Here is a 22,993-nt window from a genome sequence, read left to right as displayed (position 1 = left end):
GATTATTTAATCCAAATACTTTAAATGATCTTTGACAAAGGGTTCAAAATCATTATGTTTAAGTATTTTTTTCTCTAATTTAGCTTTAGCTGTCACACCAAGTTTCTTTAATTCTTCTCTATCTTTCTGTGATTGAGATTTTCCATGTTTTTTTAAAATATGGTTTAACTCATGATTTTCACTAAAATTAACATACTCTCTATCAGACATAGGCATCGCGAGTCTCCTAAACAACCCGATCAATTCCTACAGATTAATTTTTAAAATTCTTCATATCGTGAAGGATCTTGATCTTTTAATCGACCATCAGGTTTATCTAACTCTTTAATTTTATCCATATCTTGTTGGGTTAATTCAAAATCAAATAACGCCAGATTTTCTTTTTGTCTTTCATCAGAGGTTGCTTTGGGAATAGGCACTGCCCCCAATTGGATATGCCAACGCAAAATAACTTGTGCGATTGACCTTTGATATCGGTCTGCAATTTCTTGAATAAGTGGATTTTGCAACATATTATTGGCTCTACCGATCGGACTCCATGACTGAGTAACAATCCCTAGTTTTTTATTATAAGCCCGTTGTGTTTCTTGAGAAAAATATGGATGTAGCTCAATTTGATTTATGCAAGGCGTTACCCCTGTTTCTTGGATAAGAGTATCCAAATGTTCAGGTAAGAAATTACAAACCCCAATGGATTTAATTAGACCTCTTTTGCGCGCTTCGATTAAAGCCTGCCAAGCCTCTACATAATGTCCGGTCAGAGGGTTAGGCCAGTGAATTAAATAAAAATCATAATATTCTAATTGCGCTCTATACAAAGACTCTTCGATTGTTACCAATGCTTGGTCATATTGTTGACGACGCCCTGGTAGTTTGGAAGTAATCTGGATTTTATCTCGAGATAACCCGCATTGGCGAACTGCCTCCCCCACAGCCCCTTCATTTTCGTAGTTAAATGCAGAGTCTAAGAAATGATACCCATTATGAATGGCTCTGATAATATCCTTGGCACCTTGCCTGCCGTTTAGCTTATAAGTTCCAAATCCAACAGCAGGAATTTTCGTACCATCATTCAAAGCTAATTGTGGAATAACAATCATAACAATACTCCTCAAATATGTACAATATTAGATTAACATTTTATATGCTAAATTCGTAGTACAAAATTTGTTGCTGAATTTTTAAGTAAATTGCATGGCTTTTCGATTAATTTCCAAGACAAAACAGTAATAATTGCAGTAGTTATTAGGTATACTAGCACATTAACATATGATGGTGGCAAACTTGGCGAAAATGGCGACCGGATAAAAAATTCTGGTACTAAGTTATGATAAAGGTAAATACCGTAACTGGTTTTTCCAATCACTCTAACAGGATAAAACTCCATTAGATTGACAAAGTTACGTAGTCTTCCTGCCCACATTTCATGAATAATCGCTATCGTACTTAGATTGGCAAATAAAAATAAGAAATAGCGTGCTGAATTATCTATTTTTACAGAAAAAAAAGTAAGTGAAATTAATAAGAAAATTGTAACCATACAAGTATAAACCCCTAACAGATGTAAGTTTATACTTTGTAATAACTCTGTATGACGGTCATGAAAATATGCCAGTAATGCTCCTAGACCTAGAGCTACTAGATGAATAAAAGGTAAAACATATAATGAAATCCCTTGTAGGTGTGTCATCGGCTGAATGAAAGGTAATAAAAAGCCAACAAATATGAAAAAATCGTAATATTCTTAATAAATTGATAGCTGCACAACAAAATAATCATTGGCCAAACTAAATAAAACTGTTCTTCAACAGTCAAAGACCAAAGATGCCCCGCATATCCAATCCAGTCATTACGAAGTGAAATTAAAATATTAACAGCATATCCGTAGTACCATAATGGATTAACAACACGAAACTAATATAACCCAGATATGATACAAATAGTTATTGTCAAATAATATATTGGAAATATACGCAATCATATTCTTATATAAATGTATAATGCAAAATCTTTTTAAAAAAAATAAGGTAATTATATACATCTCTACACAAAATAATTACAAATTCATAGAAAAATTAAATCTAAAAAACCTTATTTAGAATTGATCTTTTGGGTTGTATGTCAATGCTGTAATTAGTTTATTGTCTAGTTCTGTACGAGCATTCTCAGGAGTTGGTAAAGTAAGAATAAAATTGGTTAACGGGATTACTGACTCTTTATCACGATCTTTGAAATATTTAAGAGCTTTGTTAGGATCTACAATCCAATTATTAACCTCTAAATTAAAAGAAGTTATTAGTTCGTTTGGATATAGTTTTGCATTGACGTTAGGGCGTTTCCCGTCTCCAAAAGAGTGAGTATATGTTGGGAAAGAATCTGGATCATAACCATTACTTCTTAGCCATTTACAAAACATTTTTCCTAGAGAAATGTCTGGCATCATTCGATCCGGCAATAAGTATCCTCTTGATTCTAGAGGTGCTAATAGTTTTAATGTCATTTGATCTAGCATAGAAAAATGAGTAGGTGGTATTTTTTCTCTATTGATTAAATACCTGCGAATGTGCCAAGGAAGTGTTGAGTGTTTTTTCTCGCCACCCTGCATCCATTCTAAAACCCATTTAGATACCAGAACAGCAAATTTGGGTGATGCCCATTGGCCTAAATTTATTGCTACTTGAGGATGTACCCATGTACCTTGTAATGTAGGAACACCTCCTTGTATTGACTGTATTAATTCCGTGGTCGGAATTCCGACCACGGAAGAAAGTTCCTGAACAAAGGCCTTTGTAGTGGATAAACTATTATAATGCTTAAACTCTTTACTCGCAGCTTTACACATAGCAGTAGCATTAATGTAACCGTCGTAAGCGCGTTGCGATATTAAAACATTATTTTCTTGTCTTTGAATAAGCGGTAAATCTAATTGTTCCATTTCTACCTCATGTCGTTAAACTTTGATAAGTCATTCTACAACTCATATGTGTTAGCAGATAATCAAAGCGATGGTCTTGCCGGTGTTTACGGGTGTTGTAGCGGAATACAAATTCATCAACATATTTTTGTAAATGCTTAACTGACACCGAATGATAAATTCCAATGATGCCGCGCTTAAATAACGACCAGAAACCTTCTATAGTATTAGTATGAACTTTACCATTAACATATTCTTTATTGGCATGTTTTACGATAGCGTGGTTATAGATTTTAGTTAGTTGTGAATACCCTAACCATTCATCAGAATAAATAGTGGCATCTTTATTAGCGTAACTAACAATTTGCTTTGTCAATGTTGTTGCTGATACATCATTAACCTTTTTAGCATTTAATTTTCCTGAACGTTCAATCATGCCAAATACAGGTGTTTTATCTTTTGAACTTCTACCTTGAGAATGTTGTACTTTTCTACAGATATGACGAAATTTATTCTTGCCACCGACATAAGTTTCGTCTACTTCAATTTCATTGTTTAAGACATTGTTATTATCAAAACTAAAGCAATTGCGAATACGATGCAGAAGAAACCAAGCTGTTTTTTGCGTCACACCTAAGTCTTTAGCTAACTGCACTGATGAGATTCCTTTAGTATGACAAGTAATAATCCATATTGCTAAAAACCATTTTTGAAGTGGTATTTTTGAATTATCAAATAAGGTGTTTGTTTTAACATTGAAATATTTACTAGTATTCCTACAACGGTATCGATTACCCTTACATACATAAACTTTTGAAGCTGGATCAAAAGGAGAGATAATATTGCCACCCCATTTTAAATTCTCAAGGTGTTTGATACACGCTTCTTCATCTGGGAAAGTATTAATAAGATCTATGATAGTGTTAAACTTTTTAATCATTCTGCTACCTCTACTAATATCTTAGTATAACTTAACACAATGTCAATATTTTTGTGTATAAATGTATATAATTACCAAAAATAATTTTCAGTTTTAATCAAATTAAAAAAAGTCTTTTCCTTGAATTAAAAGAAAAGACTTTTTAAAAAATTACTAAAATATTTTATTTATTGGCAAGATAAACATTCTTCGTAATCAGTGGTTGTATTCCCATCTATTGGTGTAGATGGGGAAATCGGAGATAAAACATCCATTTTTACTGCAACGTTACTGACATCATCTGCACGCTGTAAAGATAAAGAGCGGCAGTAATACAACGATTTAACGCCTTTTTTCCATGCTTGATAATGGATTTGATGTAAATCTCTTTTATGTATATTCGCAGGCACAAATAGATTAATTGACTGAGACTGACAAATAAATGGCGAACGATCCGCAGCATGTTCAATGATCCAACGTTGATCGAGTTCAAACGCTGTTTTGAAGACATCTTTTTCATCTTGAGTTAAAAACTCTAAATGCTGCACACTTCCTTTGTTCAACGTAATAGAAGACCAGATTTCATCTGTATCTTGCCCTTTGCTTTGCAATAATGCCCGCAAATGACGATTACGCACCGTAAAAGACCCTGATAATGTTTTTTGCAAAAACACATTCGCATTAATCGGTTCAATTCCAGGGCTAGCATTCCCAGCAATAATTGAAATAGAAGCCGTTGGCGCAATTGCCATTTTATTTGAAAAACGTTCGTTAATCCCATAATCGTCTGCATCAGGACAAGCACCGCGCTCTTCTGCCAACATCACAGAAGCTTTATCAGCCTGCTGACGAATATGTTGAAACATTTTCTTGTTCCAAACTTTTGCCATCACGCTTTCGAACGGAATATTTTTAGCTTGCAAGAAAGAATGGAACCCCATCACGCCCATACCCACAGAGCGTTCCCGAGACGCAGCATAACGGGCACGTGCCATTTCATCGGGCGCATTATTAATAAAATCTTGTAAGACATTATCCAAAAACAGCATTACATCAGGAATAAATTGAGGATTTTGATACCATTGATCCCAATATTCCAGATTTAAAGAAGACAAACAACAAACGGCTGTTCTTTCCTGACCTTTGTGGTCAATCCCTGTTGGTAAGGTAATTTCAGCACAAAGATTCGATGTTTTAACTTCTAACCCAGCCAATTTATGATGCTCTGGACGTGCATTATTAACCGTATCGGAATAAACAATATATGGCTCGCCCTGTTCAATACGAGTTGTTAACAAACGAATCCATAAAGACCGTGCTGAAACTTTACGAATCACAGATTGATCTTTGGGGGATAACAACGTCCATTCTTCATTTTTTTCAACCGCACGCATAAACGCATCAGAAACCAATACACCATGATGCAAGTTCAACGCTTTACGGTTAGGATCCCCCCCCGTTGGTCTGCGTAATTCAATGAATTCTTCAATTTCGGGATGCCAAATCGGTAAATAAACAGCTGCTGATCCACGACGTAACGAACCCTGACTAATTGCCAACGTCAAACTATCCATCACGCGAATAAACGGGATCACTCCAGAAGTTTTCCCATTCCGTTTGACATTTTCACCAATAGAACGAAGGTTCCCCCAATAAGAACCAATCCCACCACCTCTGGATGCTAGCCACACATTCTCATTCCAAAGTTCAACAATACCTTTAAGACTGTCTTCTGCTTCATTTAAGAAACAAGAAATTGGCAAGCCACGAGACGTTCCACCATTTGATAAAACAGGCGTTGCAGGCATAAACCAATGTTGAGACATATAATCATAAATACGTTGCGCATGTGCAGCGTCGCTGCCATAATAAGAAGCAACTCGCGCAAACAAATCTTGATAAGATTCCCCTTCCATCAAATAGCGATCATCCAATGTCGCTTTGCCAAAAGGGGTCAGCAAATCATCACGAGAATGATCGAGCTTGACCTGATACCTTCCATAAAGCTGGACATTGCCAGCCAACGCATCCGTAAAATCAAACATCGGTTGTTCATTTTTACTTTTTGCAGCGACAGAGGGTTTTCTTTCAAGTACATCAACAGGACTCACGTCTCATATCCTCGTAAAACAAGATTAAGGGTTTAGGGAACTTTATATACCTAACGATATACCATAAACTGTTCAATGAAATAGTTAATTGTCTATATATAGTATATTTAAAGATTATAAATATCTATATGATGATATAAAATCAACTAAACAATGACCTTGACACAAATTAATTTTATCTGTGTGTGATAAGTACACATCTCAAATCATTTACATATAAGCTAGGAACCTACTATGTATAACCTGAATGGTTAAATGAAAAGATTGAAAATATTGGTCTTGTCGCAAATATTGAATGGTGCTGTGATTAGCCATAAAGCTAGCTAATTTAGACGGGTATATTATTATTTAGACCGAAGATATTTTGAATGAGCTTTATTTGTTCGTTGATTGTCCATTTTCCTCTAAAACCCAGTCCTTTTTTAATCCAGAGAATGGCCTCATATCCTTTGAGTGTTTTCCTTGCGGTATGAAAAGACTGAAAGCAACCATTCTTTGGGATAATTCTCTTTACTCTAAAATGATCATTTTCTATTCCCTGTTGTAAAGATTTCTTGGTTTCATGAACGCAGTGATTGGGAAGGATATACTCATTCTTCATGGTTTGTATGGTTTTTGGAAACGGTAATGCTTTATCTGTTCCAATATGGGTTGGAGCGAATAGACCCTCTTCTTTAAACGCCTTTCTAAAGAAACGTTGTGCTGCTTTGATATTTCTTTTAGCTGTTAATAAGAAATCAATAGCAGTTCCATTCTTATCAATGGCTCTATATAGATACTTCCACTGACCTTTTACTTTGATATAGGTTTCATCAATCCTCACCTCACCACAATGGGGTTTTCTATAGCTTCTCAAACGTTTTTCTAATAGAGGAGCATAGCGTAATACCCAACGGTTTAACGTGCTATGATCTATATTTATCCCACGTTCTAAAAACAATTCCTCAATGTCTCGATAGCTAAGACAATAGCGTAAATACCAGTTTACCGCTTGGATAATCATCAACCCACTAAAGTGGCGACCTTTAAAATCATCCTTAGACCTTAATATAAGCTTGCTATAGATACCAATAGACATAAATCGTTCCTAAAATATAAATACTCACTCCATTTCTATATCATACTAAAATACATAATTAAATTTGCAACAAGACCCAAAAAGAAAATCTGGCGTTATTTGATTTTGAATTAACCCAACAAGATATGGATAAAATTAAAGAGTTAGATAAACCTGATGGTCGGTTAAAAGATCAAGATCCTTCACGATATGAAGAATTTTAAAAATTAATTAAATTAACAAAAGAGGTTAAATAATTAACCTCTTTTTTTATATTGCTAGCATTAAGTATCTAAAATCATATCTTCAAAAGCATCTTCCCATGTGCCTTGGGTAGCAGCACGGCTATATTCGGTAGAGCGATTTTCAAAGAAGTTTGTATGCTCAACAGCATTTAACATCTCATCCATCCAAGGAAGTGGGTTTTTATCGATATCATAAAGTGTATCAACGCCTAATTGGGTTAAACGGCGATTGGCAATGAAACGGATATATTGCTTGACTGTTGCAGCATCTAGACCTTCGATATCTCCCATTTCAAAGGCGAGATCAATAAAAGCATCTTCATGTTCAACAATTGTTGCGCAAATATCGCGTAGTTCTTGTTGAAATTCTGGTGTCCACAAAGATGGGTTTTCTTGAATAAAAGTGCGAAATAGCTTGATGACAGATAAGCAATGGAGTGTTTCATCACGAACAGACCAAGAAACGATTTGCCCCATGCCTTTAAGTTTATTGAAACGTGGGAAATTCATTAAAATTGCAAATGTTGCAAAAAGCTGTAACCCTTCGGTGAAAGCTCCGAAAACCGCCATGGTTTTAGCAATTTCATAAGGATTGTCGACATTGAAATTTTGCATATAGTCATATTTATCCCGCATTTCCTTATAATTTAAAAATGCAGAATATTCAATTTCAGGCATGCCGATAGTATCTAAAAGATAACTATATGCAGCGATGTGGATTGTTTCAATATTAGAAAATGCTGACAGCATCATCAGAACTTCAATGGGTTTGAAGACCTGACTGTAATATTTCATATAGACATTATTAACCTCAACATCGGATTGGGTAAAAAACCGAAATATTTGAGTAATTAAATGTCTTTCTGATTCGGTTAATTTTTTATGCCAATCTTTGACATCTTCCGCTAGTGGAACTTCTTCTGGAATCCAGTGAAGACGTTGTTGTGTCGACCATGCATCGTATGCCCATGGATAATGAAATGGCTTATAGACTGGGTTATAAGTCATTAAATTATGAGTTTTTGCATTACCGTTAGTATCGTTGCTCAACGAACGTCTCCTTTTATAGTTTTTTGGGTTATATATGGTAAAGTTAATAAACAACCCTTAAAGCAGCATTCTACCCATATAAAATGATTATAGTAGGTATTGATGTGATGGTGTTAAATATTGTATATATTGTGTATAAAAAATTGTAAACATACTATATATAGTTTTTTACAAAATTTAGAAGAGTGTTATTTTATGGTTACATGCGGTGCCAAAATGCACATATTCTTTGGTATTATATAAACAACTTTAAGGAAGTAAGCAAAGCATTTGTCCATCTTTGAGGATATGGTTGGCTTGGGTGGTAAAGTCACCATCCTCATTATGCAAAATCATACCAGGAGAAATCCGACCGCCTCCAGTGGATCCCATACGTCCTTGTAATAAAATGATTCGTGAGGGGCGATTCACTTTGGGCCATAACGGAAATAATATAATAGAGCCTAGCTTATACTGATTCATGATTGCGCTGGCTTCTACATATAAAGACGCAGAAAGGGCAAGGGTCAAGGTCCCCCCTTGGCGTAACGGTCGGCTGAGCGCATAAATCCATTCTGCAAGAAAGTCTTTGGGAAGTCTTTTTGCTAGATCTTTTTGAGGATCAGGAGAAGGGAAGCTATTATGGGCGTGCCAAGGGGGGTTGGCAAACACATGATCGACATGTTCTTGTCCTTTGGATAGGAAATTAAAGGGTCGTTTAGGAAGTTTAGGAAGCGTTACCTCAATGGCTTTTAAATTCTCCATTTGGTTTAGTTGAAAATTGTCATTTGCCAATGCCAGCATTTCTTGACTTTGTTCAAAACCAATCCCTGTAATGTTTGGAACACGATAGTTCAGGCACATTAATCCAGCCCCAGCGCCGCATCCCCCTTCTATAATGGTTTGTCCTGCTTTTGCGGGTATACAAGCCGCCATTAAAATCGGTTCAAGTGCGGTTCTGTATCCTTCCTGATATTGTCGATAAAAAATCTTTCCCTCGAGAAGCGTTCCATCAGATATTTTTTTTGATTTATGGTGTATAAAAGAGGATGTAGATGGCAGCGATTGCATAAATCATGAACCGAAAAAATGTTTTGACAAAATAAATTGTATTCTAACTTAATAATAAGTGAGGTGTTAATGATAAAAATGTTTTATAGTCTTGTTTTTGGATTGAATAAGAATATTTTAAGTTTTACACATAGTTGGTTGGAATTGAAAGTAACAATTCTATAAAAAGGTAGAAGAGTAAGAAGCCCATCTCCATGGATAAAAAAGAACCCTTACAAAGATTACTAGATTACTTAGGCGAAGATATGACGCTTTGTAATCGTGTCATTATGGATAGAATGCAAAGCTCTGTGGAATTGGTTTCACAGTTGGCTGCTCATCTTATCGTTGCTGGGGGTAAGCGATTACGCCCTTTGTTAACGTTGGCTTCGGCTCGGTTATGTGGGTATGAATTTAAACCCGATGATGTGATGCCTCGTCATGTTCGCTTGGCGACATGTATTGAATTTTTACATACGGCAACATTATTACATGATGATGTTGTTGATGAAAGTTTGTTACGGCGTGGAACAGAAAGTGCCAATGTCGTTTTTGGGAATGCTGCCTCTGTTTTAGGAGGGGATTTTTTATTTTCCAGAGCTTTTCAAATTATGACAGAAGATGGATCTTTGGAGGTCATGCGTATTATTTCCCAGGCTTCTGCGACAATCGCAGAAGGGGAATTATTGCAAATGACAATTCAAAATGATTTGTCAACGTCTATCGTGCGTTATTTTGAAGTCATCTATGGGAAAACGGCTGCTTTATTTGCTGCTTCTTGTCGAGTGGGGGCAATTGTTTCTGAACGCTCTATAAAAGACGAAGAGGCACTTGAAGCTTATGGTTTGAATCTAGGAATGGCGTTTCAACTGGTTGATGATGCGTTGGACTATTCGGCAAATCAAGAAGAATTAGGCAAAACGGTTGGTGACGATTTCCGTGAAGGGAAAATTACGTATCCTATCTTGATTGCTTATCAAAAAGCAGATGCAGAAGAAAAGAAATTTTGGGAACGTGTGATTGAAGTTGGTGAGCAAAATGAACAAGATTTACAACGTGCTTTATCTTTAATTCAAAAACACCAAGCCTTGGATGCGACTTTGCAAGAAGCAATGTCTTTTGCGAACAAGGCTTGTGATGCTATTCGTCACTTTCCAGAAGGGGAATTACATCGTTTATTCGAAGATATTGCCCGATATACCGTTACTCGTCATTTTTAAAAAGCGAAATGAAGCAGATCTTTATAACCTATTGTAAGGATTTGCTTTGATAAAGCCTCATCTTCTGAAAGTAAAGCAGTAGAATAAAATCTGTTTTCTCGTGGTGTGTTATTATTTGGTAAAATAGTATTTTGTACTATTAAATCCAAAGCGTGTTTTGCAACTGCATTAGCAGGGTCTAGCCATTGAATATGGCGAGGCGACAAGGCTTGTAGATGAGGCAAGACAAAGGTGTAATGCGTGCAGCCTAAACATATTGTATCGATTTGATCGGCTAAAGGCATTTGCAATAATGCATTAATTTCTTTTTGGATATCTTCAGAATTATAGGGTTCTTGTCTGAAAACCCGTTCGGCAATTTGTGCCAAAGTGGGTGAACCATATCCAATAAGTTGACAATCAGCTGCGAATTGTTCCTTTAAACTTTTTAAATATGGTCGACGCACAGTAGCCCGTGTTGCCAGTAATCCGATATGTTTAGTTTGACTGATCCTTGCCGCCCAACGAATGGGTGGAACACAACCAACGAATGATGTGTTGGGATAATGTTCTCTTAGAGCCTGCAAAGCAATGGTGCTGGCTGTATTACAGGCAATAATGATTAAATCAGGTTCTAATCTATCGATTGCAATACCAATTAAATGGATGATTCTCTGGATAAGAAAATCATCTTGTTGCTCGCCATATGGGAAGATTAAATTATCTTCTAAGTAATCGATTGATAAATCGAGAGAACTATTTTGAAGCTGTTGTTGGAGGCTTTGGACAATACCAAGCCCTCCAATACCAGAATCAAATGCAAGGATATGATAGGTCATTTGTATGACAAAGAATATGGACTATAAACGTGCTTTTTTATACGCTAATGCTTCTTGCTCATTGCTGACGCCGCCATGTTTTGCAGACCAAGCGCAAGGATCTTCTAAAAAGCGTCTGATTTCAGAAGTATCTCCATTAGAGAAATATGGATATTCAGAGCTTACTTCTAAAATATCCCACCATGTGCAAAGAGAGTGAAGTGTAATACCCATTTCACTTAATGTTTGATAAGCACTTGTAAATACGCCATAGAAAAAGACAACAAAAGCATGGTCTACAATGGCACCCGCATCACGTAATGCTTTGGCAAAACCGATTTTAGACATCCCATCTGTGGTTAAATCTTCGACCAATAGGGTGCGCATATTTTCAGGAACGTCCCCTTCGATTTGTGCATTACGTCCAAATCCTTTTGGTTTTTTACGGACATATGCCATCGGGGTCATCATACGATCCGCAAACCATGCGGCAAAAGGAATACCCGCAGTTTCACCACCGACAACAGCATCAAAAGATTCGTAACCAACGTGACGGCAAATCTTTTCAACACCCAGCTCAATAATTTTAGCTCTGGCTCTAGGAAAGAAAATAATCTTGCGGCAATCGATATAAACAGGAGACTTCCAACCAGCGGTCAGAAGATAAGGATCATTTGGGCGATAATTAACAGCTTTGATTTCCAATAATAATCTTGCTGTAATTAATGCAGCATCACGATCCCACTCGGTCATACGAGGAGAACGAGGTTGTTTTCTGGCAGAAGCCGTTGTTGTTTGAGACATAATTAATTCGTGTCCTGTTTTAAAATCTTACTTGTGATGATGACTCTTTTATATATGGCTTTTAATAAAAAATCAGTAAATATCGTGTTAAAAATGTCAAAAGTCACAAGAAATTACCTATCTTACATTATAAAGTGACTTTACTAAGATGAGATTGCTTCTTATTGTTAACTTTTTATTAATAAATTAGGAACAGCTCGTGACCATTCAGGCAAATAATATACAACGTCGTTGTGAACGCTCTGTTATTACAGCTTATCAAGAGTTAAAGTCAGCAGGAATTGACGAAGTTCAAATCTTTCAGAGCTGCACAAATTTATACAGAATCTATCATCCAGAATCGTCTATCACAGAGGCTCGTTTATTGGTTTCTGAATGGATTGATCATTATTTTTATAATGTATCAGAGGGGCAAACACGCGGTTGTGATTGCTCTGATACATCAGGAAATTTAAAACATTAAATTTCCTGATTTTAGAGTTTAATTTAAATTATTTGGAATTTTTAAGGTCACGTTCTGTCGGACCAGTATAAAGCTGGCGAGGACGATAGATTCTGCGTAATGGATCATTAAAAGCTTCTTTCCATTGACTCACCCATCCTACGGTACGAGCAACGGCAAATAATGCGGTGAACATCGTTTCTGGAATGCCCATTGCTTTGAATATAATCCCAGAATAGAAATCCACGTTCGGATATAATTTTCGTTTTACGAAATACTCATCTTGTAACGCATATTTTTCTAATTCCATTGCTAATTCTAATAACGGATCATCGGTTCCTAATTCACGAAGTACTTCATCACAAGTTTTTTTCATGATCTGAGCACGTGGATCAAAGTTTTTATAAACGCGATGTCCAAAGCCCATTAACCTTACATCACTATTCTTATCTTTGACTTGGGCGATGTAATCAGGGATATTTTCTTTGGAGCCAATTGTGTGAAGCATTTTTAAAACTGCTTCATTTGCACCACCATGGGCAGGTCCCCATAATGCAGCAATTCCCGCAGCAATACATGCAAAAGGATGAGCCCCCGTAGAACCAGTTAATCTTACGGTAGAGGTAGAGGCATTTTGCTCATGATCGGCGTGTAAAATCAAAATGAGATCTAATGCACGGCTGAGGATAGGATTGACTTTGTAAGGTGTATCTGGACGAGCAAAGAGCATATTTAAGAAGTTTTCTGAATATGAATAATCTGCTCTAGGATACACAAATGGTTCACCACGAGAATATTTGTAAGCCCATGCAGCGATTGTCGGAATTTTTGCAATCAGATGAACAGCAGCAATATCGCGGCTTTTTTCGTTTGAGGTATCAGTGCCTTCAGGATAAAATGCAGATAGACCAGCAACGGTTCCACAGAGGATGGACATAGGGTGTGCATCACGACGGAAACCGTTGAAGAAGTTACGGATTTGTTCGTGTAATAATGATTTTTCTTCGAGGCGATTAACAAATTCGTGATATTCGTGGCGTGTTGGTAAATTGCCATATAAAAGCAAATAAGCCACTTCTGGAAAGCTAGAATGTTCTGCGAGCTGTGTAATAGGGTATCCTCTGTAAAGCAGCGTGCCTTTTTCCCCATCAATATAAGTAATTTTACTTTCGCAAGATGCTGTTGTTCCAAGACCTGGGTCGAACGTAAATAAGTTCAGGTCTTTTTGTAGATTACGGATATCAATAACATTATTGCCATTCGTTCCAGATAAAACAGGCAATATCGAGCTTTGACCCTTATAGGTAATGGTTACAGAGCCTTCATCTTGAGGTGGGCTAAAAGATGGAGCGGTTGGCGTAGTTTGAGTCATACACTTACTCCTAAGTAAAATATTAAGGTATTAAGACTAATTTACAGAAATATTATAACAAAAATGGAAATATTATAACAAAAAATGAAACATATCTTGTCACGTCTATGCGAGGCGTGCAAGTTTTATGGGTAATAAGAGGACAACAATCCTTGATGCCAGTTGATTTCTGACCAATTTTTACAATGGAAATGAATTTCTACAAGTCCACATTTGGGGAGGGATTGAGAAAGAGAATCTTTTTCCTCTATCTGATGTATCGGACGAGGAGAAAGTAAATCATAGGCAAATTGATGCAGGCCAGGATTATGACCGATGATGAGTGCAGAATTTCCGTGGGTTATTTGTTGAGTGTAAGTTAATAAAATTTCAGGATCACAAAGATATAGATTTCTATCAGTTACAATATGCGATTGATCGATATTTAAATCTAGATAGCTGAATGTTTCAGTCGTGCGTTTGGCTGAACTACATAAAATCGTATCAATAAAGCAAGTTTTACTTTTAAGCAGATTACCTTTTTCAACAGCTTGTTGGTGCCCTTTTTTTGTTAAAGGGCGATCAAAATCTGTATCAGCATGATCCTTTGCTTTGGCATGTCTTAGAATAAAAAGTGTTAAATAAGAGGTTGCTGACATTATTTACTGTCTTTTTGTTCGGCGATTGCTTTGTGATGTTGGATTACTTCTTTGATAATAAAATTTAAGAATTTTTCAGCAAAATCAGGGTTTAACCGTGCAGATTGAGCCATTTCGCGTAAACGTGCAATTTGTCTTGATTCTCTTTGAGGATCTGCAGCAGGAAGGTTATGGGTTGCTTTGAGTTCTCCAACAGTTTGGGTCAAACGAAAACGTTCTGCTAAGATATGAATTAAAGCATTATCAATATTGTCAATACTTAGACGAAGATTTTGCAGTTGTTCTAAAGCATCTGCTGAAGAAAGAGAGCTCATTATATATAATCCTTTTTTGAATAATAATAAACAATAATGATATTTACAAAGTAATATCAACCCACGACAAATGTCCGCCTTTGCCGGCACCAGTATCCATAAATATTGCTGTGCCACCAGCATATCCTTTACGAACCCAAGGTCTGCCATCCGTTGATCGACAATCATGCCCACAATATAACGTGTATCCTTCGGGAATATGATTAACCCATTTTAATTTACGTACAGGATAACCACTTTTATAAAGTTTATTACTGGTTTCTCCGTATAAAGCTCTGGATAAAAGAGGGTTAATTTGTGCTAGTGGGTTCAAAGGCGGTTGTTCTGTCAGCATTCTGGTGTGAAAGCCAGCATGGACAAAAATCAGCTTGTTAAGTACAATCCACGCGGGTGCTTGTTCGAGAGCTTGGACGATTTTTTCAGGTAAACTTTTGTCAGGATGGCTTTTAATTTGTTCTATTGTTTCATTCAAAGCACTGTCGATACGAGGTTTGTACCCCTTAAGCACTAAGCCTAATTTACGATCATGGTTACCGATCAGGAATACCCCTCTTTTTTCCTCGATGACCTTTAACATCAAGGACATTACCTTTCCACTTTCAGCACCATAATCAACTAAATCGCCCAGTTGTATGATGAAATGATTTGTGTGTACAGCATGCCGAAAGGCATGCCAATCACCATGCACGTCTCCGATAATACGCAAAGATTTAGGGTTCGATGAAAACAAACTAGACATAGGAAACTATTTTAAACATAAAGTGTAAAATTTGCATCATATATTTCATGAAAGGAGGCGTTCGATCACTTGTTCACGTTGTTTTGTGCTATATGTTTCAAGTTTTTTGTCTCTTTTTTAGAAAAAAACAGGTTATATTGTTTGAAATCATAATTGAAAAAGAGGGTCGTATGAATCAAGATAAACGTATTCATCATAGTGGATTACAACAGAAAATATGTAGTGCAGAAGAGGCCGCACAATGGATTAATCATGGTGATTTAGTTGGGGTTAGTGGCTTTACAGGCTCTGGTTATCCTAAGGCTATTCCTGGTGCTTTGGCAGAGCGTATAAAAGAATCTCATGATAAAGGTGAAGATTTTAAAATTAAAGTGCTGACGGGGGCTTCAACGGGTCCCCAGATGGACGGGGTTCTTGCAGAGGTCAACGGCGTCTCCTATCGATCCTCTTTTAATACAGATCCAAAAATGCGTGAACGCATTAATAATGGGGATACAACTTATTTTGATATGCATTTAGGTCAGGTTGCTCCCTTTTATCGTAGCGGTGCAGTCGGTGATATGGATGTTGCAATTATTGAATTATCCAGTATTCGTTCAGATGGTAAATTAATTGCTTCTTCCGCAGTTGGGAATAATCAGCTTTGGTTAAATAGTGCTAAGAAAGTAATTTTAGAGGTGAATTCATGGCAACCTGTTGAACTGGATGGAATGCACGATATTTGGGAAGTTTCCACGAGCTATCCACAAGATATTATTCCTATTCGCACCCCATCAGATCGTATCGGTGTTCATTATATGACAGTTGACCTCGATAAAGTCGTTGCCGTCGTGGAAACAAATGCGTCTGATCGAAATACCCCTTTTAGTCCACCAGATGATAATGCGCGCCTCATTGCGGGTCATTTGCTGGATTTTTTAAAAGATGAAAAGAAAAAAGGAAGAATTCCACAAGAATTTTTACCATTACAATCTGGTGTTGGAAATGTTGCCAATGCTGTGATGGAGGCATTAAGCAAAGGGGATTTTGAAAATCTGACTGCGTATACCGAAGTAATCCAAGATGGTATGCTGGCAATGTTAGAAAGTGGAAAAATGAGCGTTGCTTCAGCGACTTCTTTTTCACTGAGTCCTGAAAAAGTGCAATATTTCAATGATAATATTAGTAAATTTCGAGACAAGATTATTCTAAGACCTCAAGAAATTAGCAATCATCCCGAAGTCATTCGTCGTCTTGGCTGTATTGCGATGAATGCAGCTATTGAGATTGATATTTTTGGTAATGTCAACTCAACGCATATTATGGGCACACGTATGATGAATGGGATTGGTGGATCAGGAGATTTTGCACGTAATTCTAAACTGACAATTTTTATGACACCATCATTAGCTAAAAATGGAGCAATCTCAGCGATTGTTCCAATGGTTTCCCGAGTAGATCATGCTTCTATGGATATTCATGCTGTTGTTACGGAATATGGCTTAGCTGATTTGCGAGGGCTCGCACCAAGGCAGCGTGCAGAATTACTAATTGAAAAATGCGCACATCCAAATTTCAGACCTTTGTTAAGAGAATATTATAAAAAAGGATTGAATAGTGGATCATTCTATACACCGCATTATTTAAAAGAGGCACTTTCTTGGCACGAACGTTTTGTTGCTACGGGTAGTATGTTGCCTAAGTAAATTTATTTTTTAAATAATACAGCTAACAAGGTAACTAATAATACCTTGTTAGTTAAACTTATATTTAATAACTTTTATACTGCACGGGTCTGAAATGGTCACGATTAAAAGTTAGTTGCTCTGGGGTTAATTGGAAACCGATGAAAAGCTCATACCCATCGGGTTGTCTATCAGCTGTTGCTGGAATTTTAAGTAATATTTTGTCAGATTTCAAAGTGACTTGATCAATATTGTCTGGAAACTGTACGTTAGCTACGAATTGTTGTTTATCCATAATTTCCCCATTTTTTATCATCGTAACAAAGTAAGGAATTTGATAACGACGTTCTTGTGCTGCTGGACCACGTTTGACTTGAATAACAACATTCATTGTTGTGTCGATTTTATCGGTATAGGGTTTATTTCTTTTTTTCTTCTCTTTATTATCTTCATTTTTGGGATCGTCAATACAATTTCCTTCGACACCCAAGATACTTGCTTTTGTGACTAAATGAGCCAAATCATTTGTATTATTTGCAAATTGATAAGCATCAGAGGCAGAAGAAAGAACCGTTACTTTGGGACATGCTGGGGGAAAATCATAAGTTTCTTTTGCATTACACCCTAAAAGGAAAAGGCTAGCACTTATTGGAGCAAGTAAAGTTTTTAATATTGGTTTTTGATGAGTATTTAAAGGAATCATATTTTTTCTGCCATGATAGGGTAATAAAAAGAACAACTAGGTTTGCATAACATAAAGCAAAATGATTAAATGTGGAATATACTGTATATTTAAATTCTTAATATGAAATGGTATCTTGCTTAGCAATCAAACTATAAATATATAGTTATAGATATTTGTTATTTATTTGGAAAAGTCATGCCAAGTCAAAATTTAGAATCCCCTGCGACAGATTCTCGTGCATTAAAAGTCTTACTGGCTGGACCACGTGGTTTTTGTGCAGGTGTAGACCGTGCTATTCGTGTGGTCGAAGAAGCACTGCGCAGGTATGGAGCTCCTGTTTATGTGCGTCATGAAATCGTTCATAATCGTACTGTTGTCGAGAATTTAGAAAAGCAAGGTGCTATCTTTGTAGAGGAACTTGATGAAGTTCCAGAAGACGCGCACGTTGTCTTTTCTGCTCACGGCGTGCCAAAAATTGTGCCATTAGAAGCAGAGCGCCGTAATTTACTTTATCTCGATGCGACTTGTCCTTTGGTTTCCAAAGTGCATAGAGAGGCAGAACGTCATTTTGCTCATGGTGGAGAGAACTCTCGTCATATTTTGATGATCGGACATGCGGGACATCCCGAAGTTGTCGGTACAATGGGACAACTGCCTGCTGGTGCGGTAACATTGATAAAAGATGCTGATGAAGCCAGAACAGTTCAGCCAGGAAATCCTGATCGTTTGGCTTTTATTACACAAACAACCTTGTCTGTTGATGATACAGCGGAAATTGTTGCAATTCTTCGTGAACGTTTTCCTAAGATCGAAGGTCCAAAGCGTGAAGATATTTGTTACGCAACGACGAATCGCCAAGAAGCGGTGAAAAGAATAGCACCTGAATGCGACTTGGTATTGGTTATTGGATCTCCCAATTCTTCTAACTCACAGAGGTTACGTGAAGTTGCAGAACGTTCTGGGGCACCAAAGGCATTGTTAATCCCTAAATTAGAAAATTTAGAATGGGATGCTTTGGACGGGGTCAATGTATTAGGGATTACAGCTGGAGCTTCTGCACCAGAGACATTGGTTCAAGAAATTATTGATGCTTTGTCTGACAGATTTAGTCTTGATATCGAAGAACGCATTGTTAAAGAAGAACATGTTACGTTTAGTTTACCAGCACCACTAGGATAATTAGGAATCATAGGGCTTATTCATGGCCGTTTATACACAAGTTTCAGAGCAGGAAGTCTCGGAATGTTTACAAAATTACGAGATCGGTGATCTCGTGTCCCTTAAAGGGATTGCTCAAGGTGTTGAAAACAGTAATTTTTTATTGGGAACAACAACAGGAAAATATATTTTAACTCTTTATGAAAAACGGATTAAAGAGGAGGAACTACCTTGGTACTTAGAATATATGGGGCATTTGGTGCAGCATGGTGTTTCGTGTCCTTTACCTATTATTGACAAACATGGGGTTGCGTTGACTGTCCTTGCTGGTCGACCAGCAGCAATTGTTACCTTTCTTGAAGGACGAGAAGCATCTGAAATTACTGAACATCATTGTTTTTTACTTGGGCAAGCAATTGCTCAGCTACATCAGGCTGGAGCAGGCTTTACCAAGTATAGAAAAAATAATGTGGGACCAGATTCTTGGCAAGATTTACTCAATAAATCAATGGGATATGACCAAGAACAAATTATTCAAGAAATCAAACCTGTTTTACACGAAATATTATCTCAATGGCCAACCGACAAAGATAATTTACCGATTGGGCAAATTCATGCTGATATTTTCCCGGATAATGTGTTTTTCACTGTGCCAGATCAATTAAGTGGCTTTATTGATTTTTATTTTGCTTGTACTGATTTCTTGGCTTATGACCTAGCTATTGCGATTAATGCGTGGTGCTTTAAAGATGATGGTCATTGTTTAACCAATTTATCTGCTGCTGTGATAAAGGGATACGAGGCTATTCGTCCTCTGACACCCGAAGAAAAGCGTTTCTTTCCAATATTGAATATGGGTGCAGCGATGCGGTTTTTATTAACACGGTTACATGATTGGATTCATACGCCTGCAGACGCGTTGGTTACTCCCAAAGATCCTAAACCATATTTATATCGACTTCGATATCATCAAACGTTAATAGCGCTTTCTGATGGAACATGAGTCTGCGTTAATTCTCGTTGATATCTGGACAGATGGTGGATGCAGTCCTAACCCTGGTGCAGGAGGGTGGGGCATATTATTACGTTGTCGTGGTAAAGAACGTGAATTGTCTGGTGGTGAAGCAGAGACAACAAATAACCGCATGGAATTGACGGCGGCGGCTGTTGCTTTGGAAACATTAACGCGTTCTTGTTTGGTTAATTTATATACAGATAGTGAGTATGTGCGAAAGGGTATTACTGAATGGTTGGCAGGGTGGAAACGGAATGGCTGGAAAACGGCAGCTAAAAAGCCCGTTGCAAATGCTGATTTGTGGCAACGTTTAGAGACAGCAGCGGAAAAACATCAAGTGCAGTGGCACTGGGTAAAAGGACATTCTGGTCATCCTGAAAATGAGCGTGTTGATCGGTTGGCGACAGAGGGGCGTATGGCGTTAAAATAACTTCTTGGTTATTGTATGAGCTTGGCTTTAGATATTTATAAGAATTGCACATAGATGATTATGTATTATTTTAATTTCATAATCATCTATATTTTTATATATAAAAGGATTCAATCACATAATTATTTATATGAATATAGATAATTATTTATATTAATAACCGTTTCGAACACTTTGTTGTAGAATTGCGTTTCTGTTGCCGCCTGGCTGTCCAGCATAAGTATCATAAGATGCTGAAGCATTATAAGGTGGGGAAACAGGTGCATCAAAATAAGCGCGAATACCTGTCCCTAGAATGTTTATAGATGGACCATTATAAGGTCTATTCGGAGATTGGCTGGGGGTCGAACCAGGTAAGCCAGGACCTTTTTTAGAGGTTACGCTGTTTGATTGAGTCGCAGTTATTGAGCTGGTATATTCTTGTACAGGTTGATATTCTGACATACCAGGGCTTGGAGTTGGACGTGCAGAATTCTGTTGTGCAAAAGAGGAATTTGCTAATCCAACGCTGCCGAAAAGAAGAGAAAAAGACAAGAGCGTTTGAGTGATTGTTTTTTTTGTATAGTTGAACATTTGATAAATCCTTTTTCTGTAGTTATATTACAAATAAATCTTTTTAGGCAGCAATCAATAATAAAAAAGTAGAATAATAGAGATTTTGAAAAAAATGGTTTTTATGTCATATATTTTGAATAAAATAGTTTAAGAAAAATGAGTTTGATAAGATCCATAATAAACTAAGCTCATATTTTTTTAAATAATATGATAACGTAATTTACTTTAACACCTTATTGATTTCGAAATAATGATATCTAGAAAAAGAAGGTTTCGCAAATGACCATACAAGATCATACAAGTTTAACACCCCTTTCTTTGAACGATCAAGAAATTGCTCAATTAACACAAGCACTGGATAAATTGGAATCTGGTCGAGGGGTTTTATTGCGTCTTGCTGATATTATGGGTGGTGCAGTGGGGCACGCGGTTAAGTTAAGTGGTCGCAGCCTTGGCTTGTCTGTTAATTTTCAAAAGAAAATACAAAATCTAGCCAATAGTGCGGTTCAGATTGCTTTTGATGTGGCAATTGTTGGTATGGATTATCAACCAGATCGTTTGAAAAATTTGCCTAATTATAACAAAATACGCAGTTCAGTCATGCAAGCAATGGTGGTCACTTCTGGTGCAGTCGGCGGCTTTACAGGTTTTACCGGGATGTTGCCTGATATTAGCTTTACAACATTGGCATTAATGCGTGAAATTGCCAATATTGCCCAAGAAGAAGGCGAAGATTTATCCAACGAAGATACAAAAAGAGCGTGTCTAGAGGTATTTGCATTACGTTCTTTTGGCAATGCGGGTCGCGCTAATGAAGAAAATGAACTTGGATTTTTCTCTGCACGGTTAATGTTGCGTGGACGACCAATGGTGTTGTTGATGGCAGATATTTCTTATCAATATGGACTGAGCTTATCACAAAAATTAAGTTTACAAATGATGCCAGTGGTTAGCGCTTTATGCGGTGCATCTTTGAACGCTGCGTTTTTATCGCATTATCGTGCATTGGCACGTGTGCATTTTGTGGCACGTCGATTAGAGCGTGAACATGGACCATTAGCGAAAGAGACGATTGAATATATTCGCAAACAACGTTTTGATGAATATGCAGCTTCTTAGCAAATGTCAGTAAATAGCGAAGAAATTACGGTTGAAATTTTATTAGAAGCCTATAGGCAAGGTGTTTTTCCTATGGCGGATGATAAAGATGATCCAAGGTTATACTGGTATCGTCCAGAGGAAAGAGGGATTCTTCCTTTGGATGGGTTTCATTTATCTAGACGGCTAGCAAGAACTGTTTTAGCAGATCAGTATGCGGTCAAAGTCGATACAGATTTTTTGGCAGTGATTGACGCATGTGCACATCCAACCCCTCAAAGAGAGCAAACATGGATTAATCAACCGATACGTTCTTTGTTTTTTGAACTTTTTAAGCAAGGTCATGCACATACTGTAGAAGTATGGGATCAAGAGCAGCTGGTCGGTGGGTTATATGGGTTGGCAATTGGACAAGCTTTTTTTGGAGAAAGTATGTTTTCAAGAAAAACGGATACCTCAAAAATTGCGTTGGTTCATTTGGTGGCACGGTTAAGGTTAGGTCATTTCCAATTATTAGATACCCAGTTCATGACATCTCATTTGGCACAATTTGGTGGGTTGGAAATCAGCGATACCGAATATGAAAAACGATTATATCCAGCGATTGCACAATCAGGGTACTGGTTGAATAATGAGTGGAAAGCAGATATTTTTCAAGAAATCAAAGCAATGCGTGCATCATCATGATTTTGCACATATAGTGTCGAGCAAATTATATTTAATAAATGAAGGTTCCG

25 protein-coding genes are annotated in these 22,993 nt (G+C 37.1%); 8 read left to right on the top strand and 17 right to left on the bottom strand.

Going from position 1 to position 22,993, the window contains the following annotated elements; genetic code table 11:
* Window positions 1–6: 6 nt before the first annotated feature.
* From QJV33_RS04080 to QJV33_RS04040, 9 genes are all read right to left on the bottom strand, one after another.
* The gene (locus QJV33_RS04080; protein ID WP_281462118.1) at window positions 7–216 is read right to left on the bottom strand and encodes a hypothetical protein; all 210 of its coding nucleotides are present in this window, start codon (window positions 214–216) and stop codon (window positions 7–9) included.
* A 44-nt stretch (window positions 217–260) separates the two neighbouring features.
* The gene (locus tag QJV33_RS04075) at window positions 261–1,100 is read right to left on the bottom strand and encodes an aldo/keto reductase (RefSeq protein ID WP_281462117.1); all 840 of its coding nucleotides are present in this window, start codon (window positions 1,098–1,100) and stop codon (window positions 261–263) included.
* Between the two features lie 47 nt (window positions 1,101–1,147).
* Complete coding sequence (locus tag QJV33_RS04070) at window positions 1,148–1,540, bottom strand: hypothetical protein (protein ID WP_281462116.1); 393 nt, start codon at window positions 1,538–1,540, stop codon at window positions 1,148–1,150.
* Between the two features lie 555 nt (window positions 1,541–2,095).
* A complete protein-coding gene (locus tag QJV33_RS04065; RefSeq protein ID WP_281461739.1) occupies window positions 2,096–2,935 on the bottom strand; it encodes a KilA-N domain-containing protein in 840 nt (279 codons plus the stop codon).
* A gap of 7 nt (window positions 2,936–2,942) precedes the next feature.
* Window positions 2,943–3,854: an IS1595 family transposase gene (locus QJV33_RS04060; RefSeq protein WP_281461738.1), complete on the bottom strand. Its 912-nt coding sequence runs from the start codon at window positions 3,852–3,854 to the stop codon at window positions 2,943–2,945.
* A 167-nt stretch (window positions 3,855–4,021) separates the two neighbouring features.
* Window positions 4,022–5,878 carry a ribonucleoside-diphosphate reductase subunit alpha gene (locus tag QJV33_RS04055; protein ID WP_281463384.1) on the bottom strand — a complete coding sequence of 619 codons (1,857 nt, stop codon included), beginning with the start codon at window positions 5,876–5,878 and terminating at the stop codon, window positions 4,022–4,024.
* Between the two features lie 394 nt (window positions 5,879–6,272).
* The gene (locus QJV33_RS04050; protein ID WP_281462115.1) at window positions 6,273–7,022 is read right to left on the bottom strand and encodes an IS6 family transposase; all 750 of its coding nucleotides are present in this window, start codon (window positions 7,020–7,022) and stop codon (window positions 6,273–6,275) included.
* A gap of 263 nt (window positions 7,023–7,285) precedes the next feature.
* Window positions 7,286–8,254 carry a ribonucleotide-diphosphate reductase subunit beta gene (locus QJV33_RS04045; RefSeq protein ID WP_281463383.1) on the bottom strand — a complete coding sequence of 323 codons (969 nt, stop codon included), beginning with the start codon at window positions 8,252–8,254 and terminating at the stop codon, window positions 7,286–7,288.
* A gap of 291 nt (window positions 8,255–8,545) precedes the next feature.
* Window positions 8,546–9,346: a tRNA1(Val) (adenine(37)-N6)-methyltransferase gene (locus tag QJV33_RS04040; RefSeq protein ID WP_281462114.1), complete on the bottom strand. Its 801-nt coding sequence runs from the start codon at window positions 9,344–9,346 to the stop codon at window positions 8,546–8,548.
* 194 nt (window positions 9,347–9,540) lie between these two features.
* Between QJV33_RS04040 and QJV33_RS04035 the strand changes: the two genes are divergently transcribed.
* Window positions 9,541–10,545: a polyprenyl synthetase family protein gene (locus QJV33_RS04035; RefSeq protein WP_281462113.1), complete on the top strand. Its 1,005-nt coding sequence runs from the start codon at window positions 9,541–9,543 to the stop codon at window positions 10,543–10,545.
* On the opposite strand, the gene murI is transcribed toward QJV33_RS04035, so the two are convergent.
* Complete coding sequence (murI, locus tag QJV33_RS04030) at window positions 10,542–11,363, bottom strand: glutamate racemase (RefSeq protein WP_281462112.1); 822 nt, start codon at window positions 11,361–11,363, stop codon at window positions 10,542–10,544. The two genes, QJV33_RS04035 and murI, sit on opposite strands and share 4 nt — an antisense overlap.
* 21 nt (window positions 11,364–11,384) lie before the next feature.
* Window positions 11,385–12,146, bottom strand: a complete 762-nt coding sequence (locus QJV33_RS04025; protein ID WP_281462111.1) for an orotate phosphoribosyltransferase — start codon at window positions 12,144–12,146, stop codon at window positions 11,385–11,387.
* A 199-nt stretch (window positions 12,147–12,345) separates the two neighbouring features.
* Between QJV33_RS04025 and QJV33_RS04020 the strand changes: the two genes are divergently transcribed.
* The gene (locus tag QJV33_RS04020; protein ID WP_281462110.1) at window positions 12,346–12,609 is read left to right on the top strand and encodes a hypothetical protein; all 264 of its coding nucleotides are present in this window, start codon (window positions 12,346–12,348) and stop codon (window positions 12,607–12,609) included.
* A 28-nt stretch (window positions 12,610–12,637) separates the two neighbouring features.
* Here the strand turns inward: QJV33_RS04020 and QJV33_RS04015 are convergent, their stop codons facing one another.
* The 4 genes from QJV33_RS04015 to QJV33_RS04000 form a co-directional block, all read right to left on the bottom strand.
* Window positions 12,638–13,960: a citrate synthase gene (locus tag QJV33_RS04015; protein ID WP_281462109.1), complete on the bottom strand. Its 1,323-nt coding sequence runs from the start codon at window positions 13,958–13,960 to the stop codon at window positions 12,638–12,640.
* 125 nt (window positions 13,961–14,085) lie between these two features.
* Entirely contained in the window at window positions 14,086–14,598 is a 513-nt protein-coding gene (locus tag QJV33_RS04010; RefSeq protein ID WP_281462108.1) for a SixA phosphatase family protein, read from the bottom strand.
* A complete protein-coding gene (locus tag QJV33_RS04005; protein ID WP_281462107.1) occupies window positions 14,598–14,912 on the bottom strand; it encodes a chorismate mutase in 315 nt (104 codons plus the stop codon). Before QJV33_RS04005 ends, QJV33_RS04010 begins: the two co-directional genes overlap by 1 nt.
* Before the next feature lie 43 nt (window positions 14,913–14,955).
* Window positions 14,956–15,651 carry a metallophosphoesterase gene (locus QJV33_RS04000; protein WP_281462106.1) on the bottom strand — a complete coding sequence of 232 codons (696 nt, stop codon included), beginning with the start codon at window positions 15,649–15,651 and terminating at the stop codon, window positions 14,956–14,958.
* Window positions 15,652–15,821: 170 nt separating this feature from the next.
* Between QJV33_RS04000 and QJV33_RS03995 the strand changes: the two genes are divergently transcribed.
* Complete coding sequence (locus QJV33_RS03995) at window positions 15,822–17,336, top strand: acetyl-CoA hydrolase/transferase family protein (RefSeq protein WP_281462105.1); 1,515 nt, start codon at window positions 15,822–15,824, stop codon at window positions 17,334–17,336.
* A 64-nt stretch (window positions 17,337–17,400) separates the two neighbouring features.
* Here QJV33_RS03995 and QJV33_RS03990 read toward each other — a convergent pair whose 3' ends face one another.
* Window positions 17,401–18,018, bottom strand: a complete 618-nt coding sequence (locus QJV33_RS03990) for a hypothetical protein (RefSeq protein ID WP_281462104.1) — start codon at window positions 18,016–18,018, stop codon at window positions 17,401–17,403.
* Between the two features lie 177 nt (window positions 18,019–18,195).
* On the opposite strand from QJV33_RS03990, the gene ispH reads away from it, so the two are divergent.
* From ispH to rnhA, 3 genes are read left to right on the top strand one after another with little or no spacing between them, the layout of a single operon-like run.
* Entirely contained in the window at window positions 18,196–19,179 is a 984-nt protein-coding gene (gene ispH, locus QJV33_RS03985; protein ID WP_281462103.1) for a 4-hydroxy-3-methylbut-2-enyl diphosphate reductase, read from the top strand.
* A gap of 22 nt (window positions 19,180–19,201) precedes the next feature.
* Complete coding sequence (locus QJV33_RS03980; RefSeq protein WP_281462102.1) at window positions 19,202–20,161, top strand: homoserine kinase; 960 nt, start codon at window positions 19,202–19,204, stop codon at window positions 20,159–20,161.
* A complete protein-coding gene (rnhA, locus tag QJV33_RS03975) occupies window positions 20,151–20,603 on the top strand; it encodes a ribonuclease HI (RefSeq protein WP_281462101.1) in 453 nt (150 codons plus the stop codon). Before QJV33_RS03980 ends, rnhA begins: the two co-directional genes overlap by 11 nt.
* Window positions 20,604–20,756: 153 nt before the next feature.
* On the opposite strand, the gene QJV33_RS03970 is transcribed toward rnhA, so the two are convergent.
* A complete protein-coding gene (locus QJV33_RS03970) occupies window positions 20,757–21,176 on the bottom strand; it encodes a hypothetical protein (protein ID WP_281462100.1) in 420 nt (139 codons plus the stop codon).
* A gap of 261 nt (window positions 21,177–21,437) precedes the next feature.
* Here QJV33_RS03970 and QJV33_RS03965 point away from each other — a divergent pair, with 261 nt between their 5' ends.
* Together QJV33_RS03965 and aat are read left to right on the top strand one after the other, a co-directional pair.
* Window positions 21,438–22,277 (top strand): EcsC family protein, encoded by an 840-nt coding sequence (locus QJV33_RS03965; RefSeq protein WP_281462099.1) that lies wholly within the window; start codon window positions 21,438–21,440, stop codon window positions 22,275–22,277.
* A 3-nt stretch (window positions 22,278–22,280) separates the two neighbouring features.
* The gene (gene aat / locus QJV33_RS03960) at window positions 22,281–22,943 is read left to right on the top strand and encodes a leucyl/phenylalanyl-tRNA--protein transferase (protein ID WP_281462098.1); all 663 of its coding nucleotides are present in this window, start codon (window positions 22,281–22,283) and stop codon (window positions 22,941–22,943) included.
* Window positions 22,944–22,993: the final 50 nt, after the last annotated feature.

It is taken from the genome of Commensalibacter nepenthis (assembly GCF_029953305.1).
GTDB lineage: Bacteria > Pseudomonadota > Alphaproteobacteria > Acetobacterales > Acetobacteraceae > Commensalibacter > Commensalibacter nepenthis.
Note: the sequence above shows the minus strand (reverse complement) of the source record. Positions and strands in the feature narration are given on the sequence as shown.

Bases quoted from the DNA above. Each gene is read 5' to 3' on its own strand.
- QJV33_RS04080 (WP_281462118.1), bottom strand. From the start codon at position 216: ATGCCTATGTCTGATAGAGAGTATGTTAATTTTAGTGAAAATCATGAG.
- QJV33_RS04075 (WP_281462117.1), bottom strand. From the start codon at position 1,100: ATGATTGTTATTCCACAATTAGCTTTGAATGATGGTACGAAAATTCCT.
- QJV33_RS04070 (WP_281462116.1), bottom strand. From the start codon at position 1,540: ATGGTTACAATTTTCTTATTAATTTCACTTACTTTTTTTTCTGTAAAA.
- QJV33_RS04065 (WP_281461739.1), bottom strand. From the start codon at position 2,935: ATGGAACAATTAGATTTACCGCTTATTCAAAGACAAGAAAATAATGTT.
- QJV33_RS04060 (WP_281461738.1), bottom strand. From the start codon at position 3,854: ATGATTAAAAAGTTTAACACTATCATAGATCTTATTAATACTTTCCCA.
- QJV33_RS04055 (WP_281463384.1), bottom strand. From the start codon at position 5,878: ATGTTTGATTTTACGGATGCGTTGGCTGGCAATGTCCAGCTTTATGGA.
- QJV33_RS04050 (WP_281462115.1), bottom strand. From the start codon at position 7,022: ATGTCTATTGGTATCTATAGCAAGCTTATATTAAGGTCTAAGGATGAT.
- QJV33_RS04045 (WP_281463383.1), bottom strand. From the start codon at position 8,254: ATGACTTATAACCCAGTCTATAAGCCATTTCATTATCCATGGGCATAC.
- QJV33_RS04040 (WP_281462114.1), bottom strand. From the start codon at position 9,346: ATGCAATCGCTGCCATCTACATCCTCTTTTATACACCATAAATCAAAA.
- QJV33_RS04035 (WP_281462113.1), top strand. From the start codon at position 9,541: ATGGATAAAAAAGAACCCTTACAAAGATTACTAGATTACTTAGGCGAA.
- murI (WP_281462112.1), bottom strand. From the start codon at position 11,363: ATGACCTATCATATCCTTGCATTTGATTCTGGTATTGGAGGGCTTGGT.
- QJV33_RS04025 (WP_281462111.1), bottom strand. From the start codon at position 12,146: ATGTCTCAAACAACAACGGCTTCTGCCAGAAAACAACCTCGTTCTCCT.
- QJV33_RS04015 (WP_281462109.1), bottom strand. From the start codon at position 13,960: ATGACTCAAACTACGCCAACCGCTCCATCTTTTAGCCCACCTCAAGAT.
- QJV33_RS04010 (WP_281462108.1), bottom strand. From the start codon at position 14,598: ATGTCAGCAACCTCTTATTTAACACTTTTTATTCTAAGACATGCCAAA.
- QJV33_RS04005 (WP_281462107.1), bottom strand. From the start codon at position 14,912: ATGAGCTCTCTTTCTTCAGCAGATGCTTTAGAACAACTGCAAAATCTT.
- QJV33_RS04000 (WP_281462106.1), bottom strand. From the start codon at position 15,651: ATGTCTAGTTTGTTTTCATCGAACCCTAAATCTTTGCGTATTATCGGA.
- QJV33_RS03995 (WP_281462105.1), top strand. From the start codon at position 15,822: ATGAATCAAGATAAACGTATTCATCATAGTGGATTACAACAGAAAATA.
- QJV33_RS03990 (WP_281462104.1), bottom strand. From the start codon at position 18,018: ATGATTCCTTTAAATACTCATCAAAAACCAATATTAAAAACTTTACTT.
- ispH (WP_281462103.1), top strand. From the start codon at position 18,196: ATGCCAAGTCAAAATTTAGAATCCCCTGCGACAGATTCTCGTGCATTA.
- QJV33_RS03980 (WP_281462102.1), top strand. From the start codon at position 19,202: ATGGCCGTTTATACACAAGTTTCAGAGCAGGAAGTCTCGGAATGTTTA.
- rnhA (WP_281462101.1), top strand. From the start codon at position 20,151: ATGGAACATGAGTCTGCGTTAATTCTCGTTGATATCTGGACAGATGGT.
- QJV33_RS03970 (WP_281462100.1), bottom strand. From the start codon at position 21,176: ATGTTCAACTATACAAAAAAAACAATCACTCAAACGCTCTTGTCTTTT.
- QJV33_RS03965 (WP_281462099.1), top strand. From the start codon at position 21,438: ATGACCATACAAGATCATACAAGTTTAACACCCCTTTCTTTGAACGAT.
- aat (WP_281462098.1), top strand. From the start codon at position 22,281: ATGTCAGTAAATAGCGAAGAAATTACGGTTGAAATTTTATTAGAAGCC.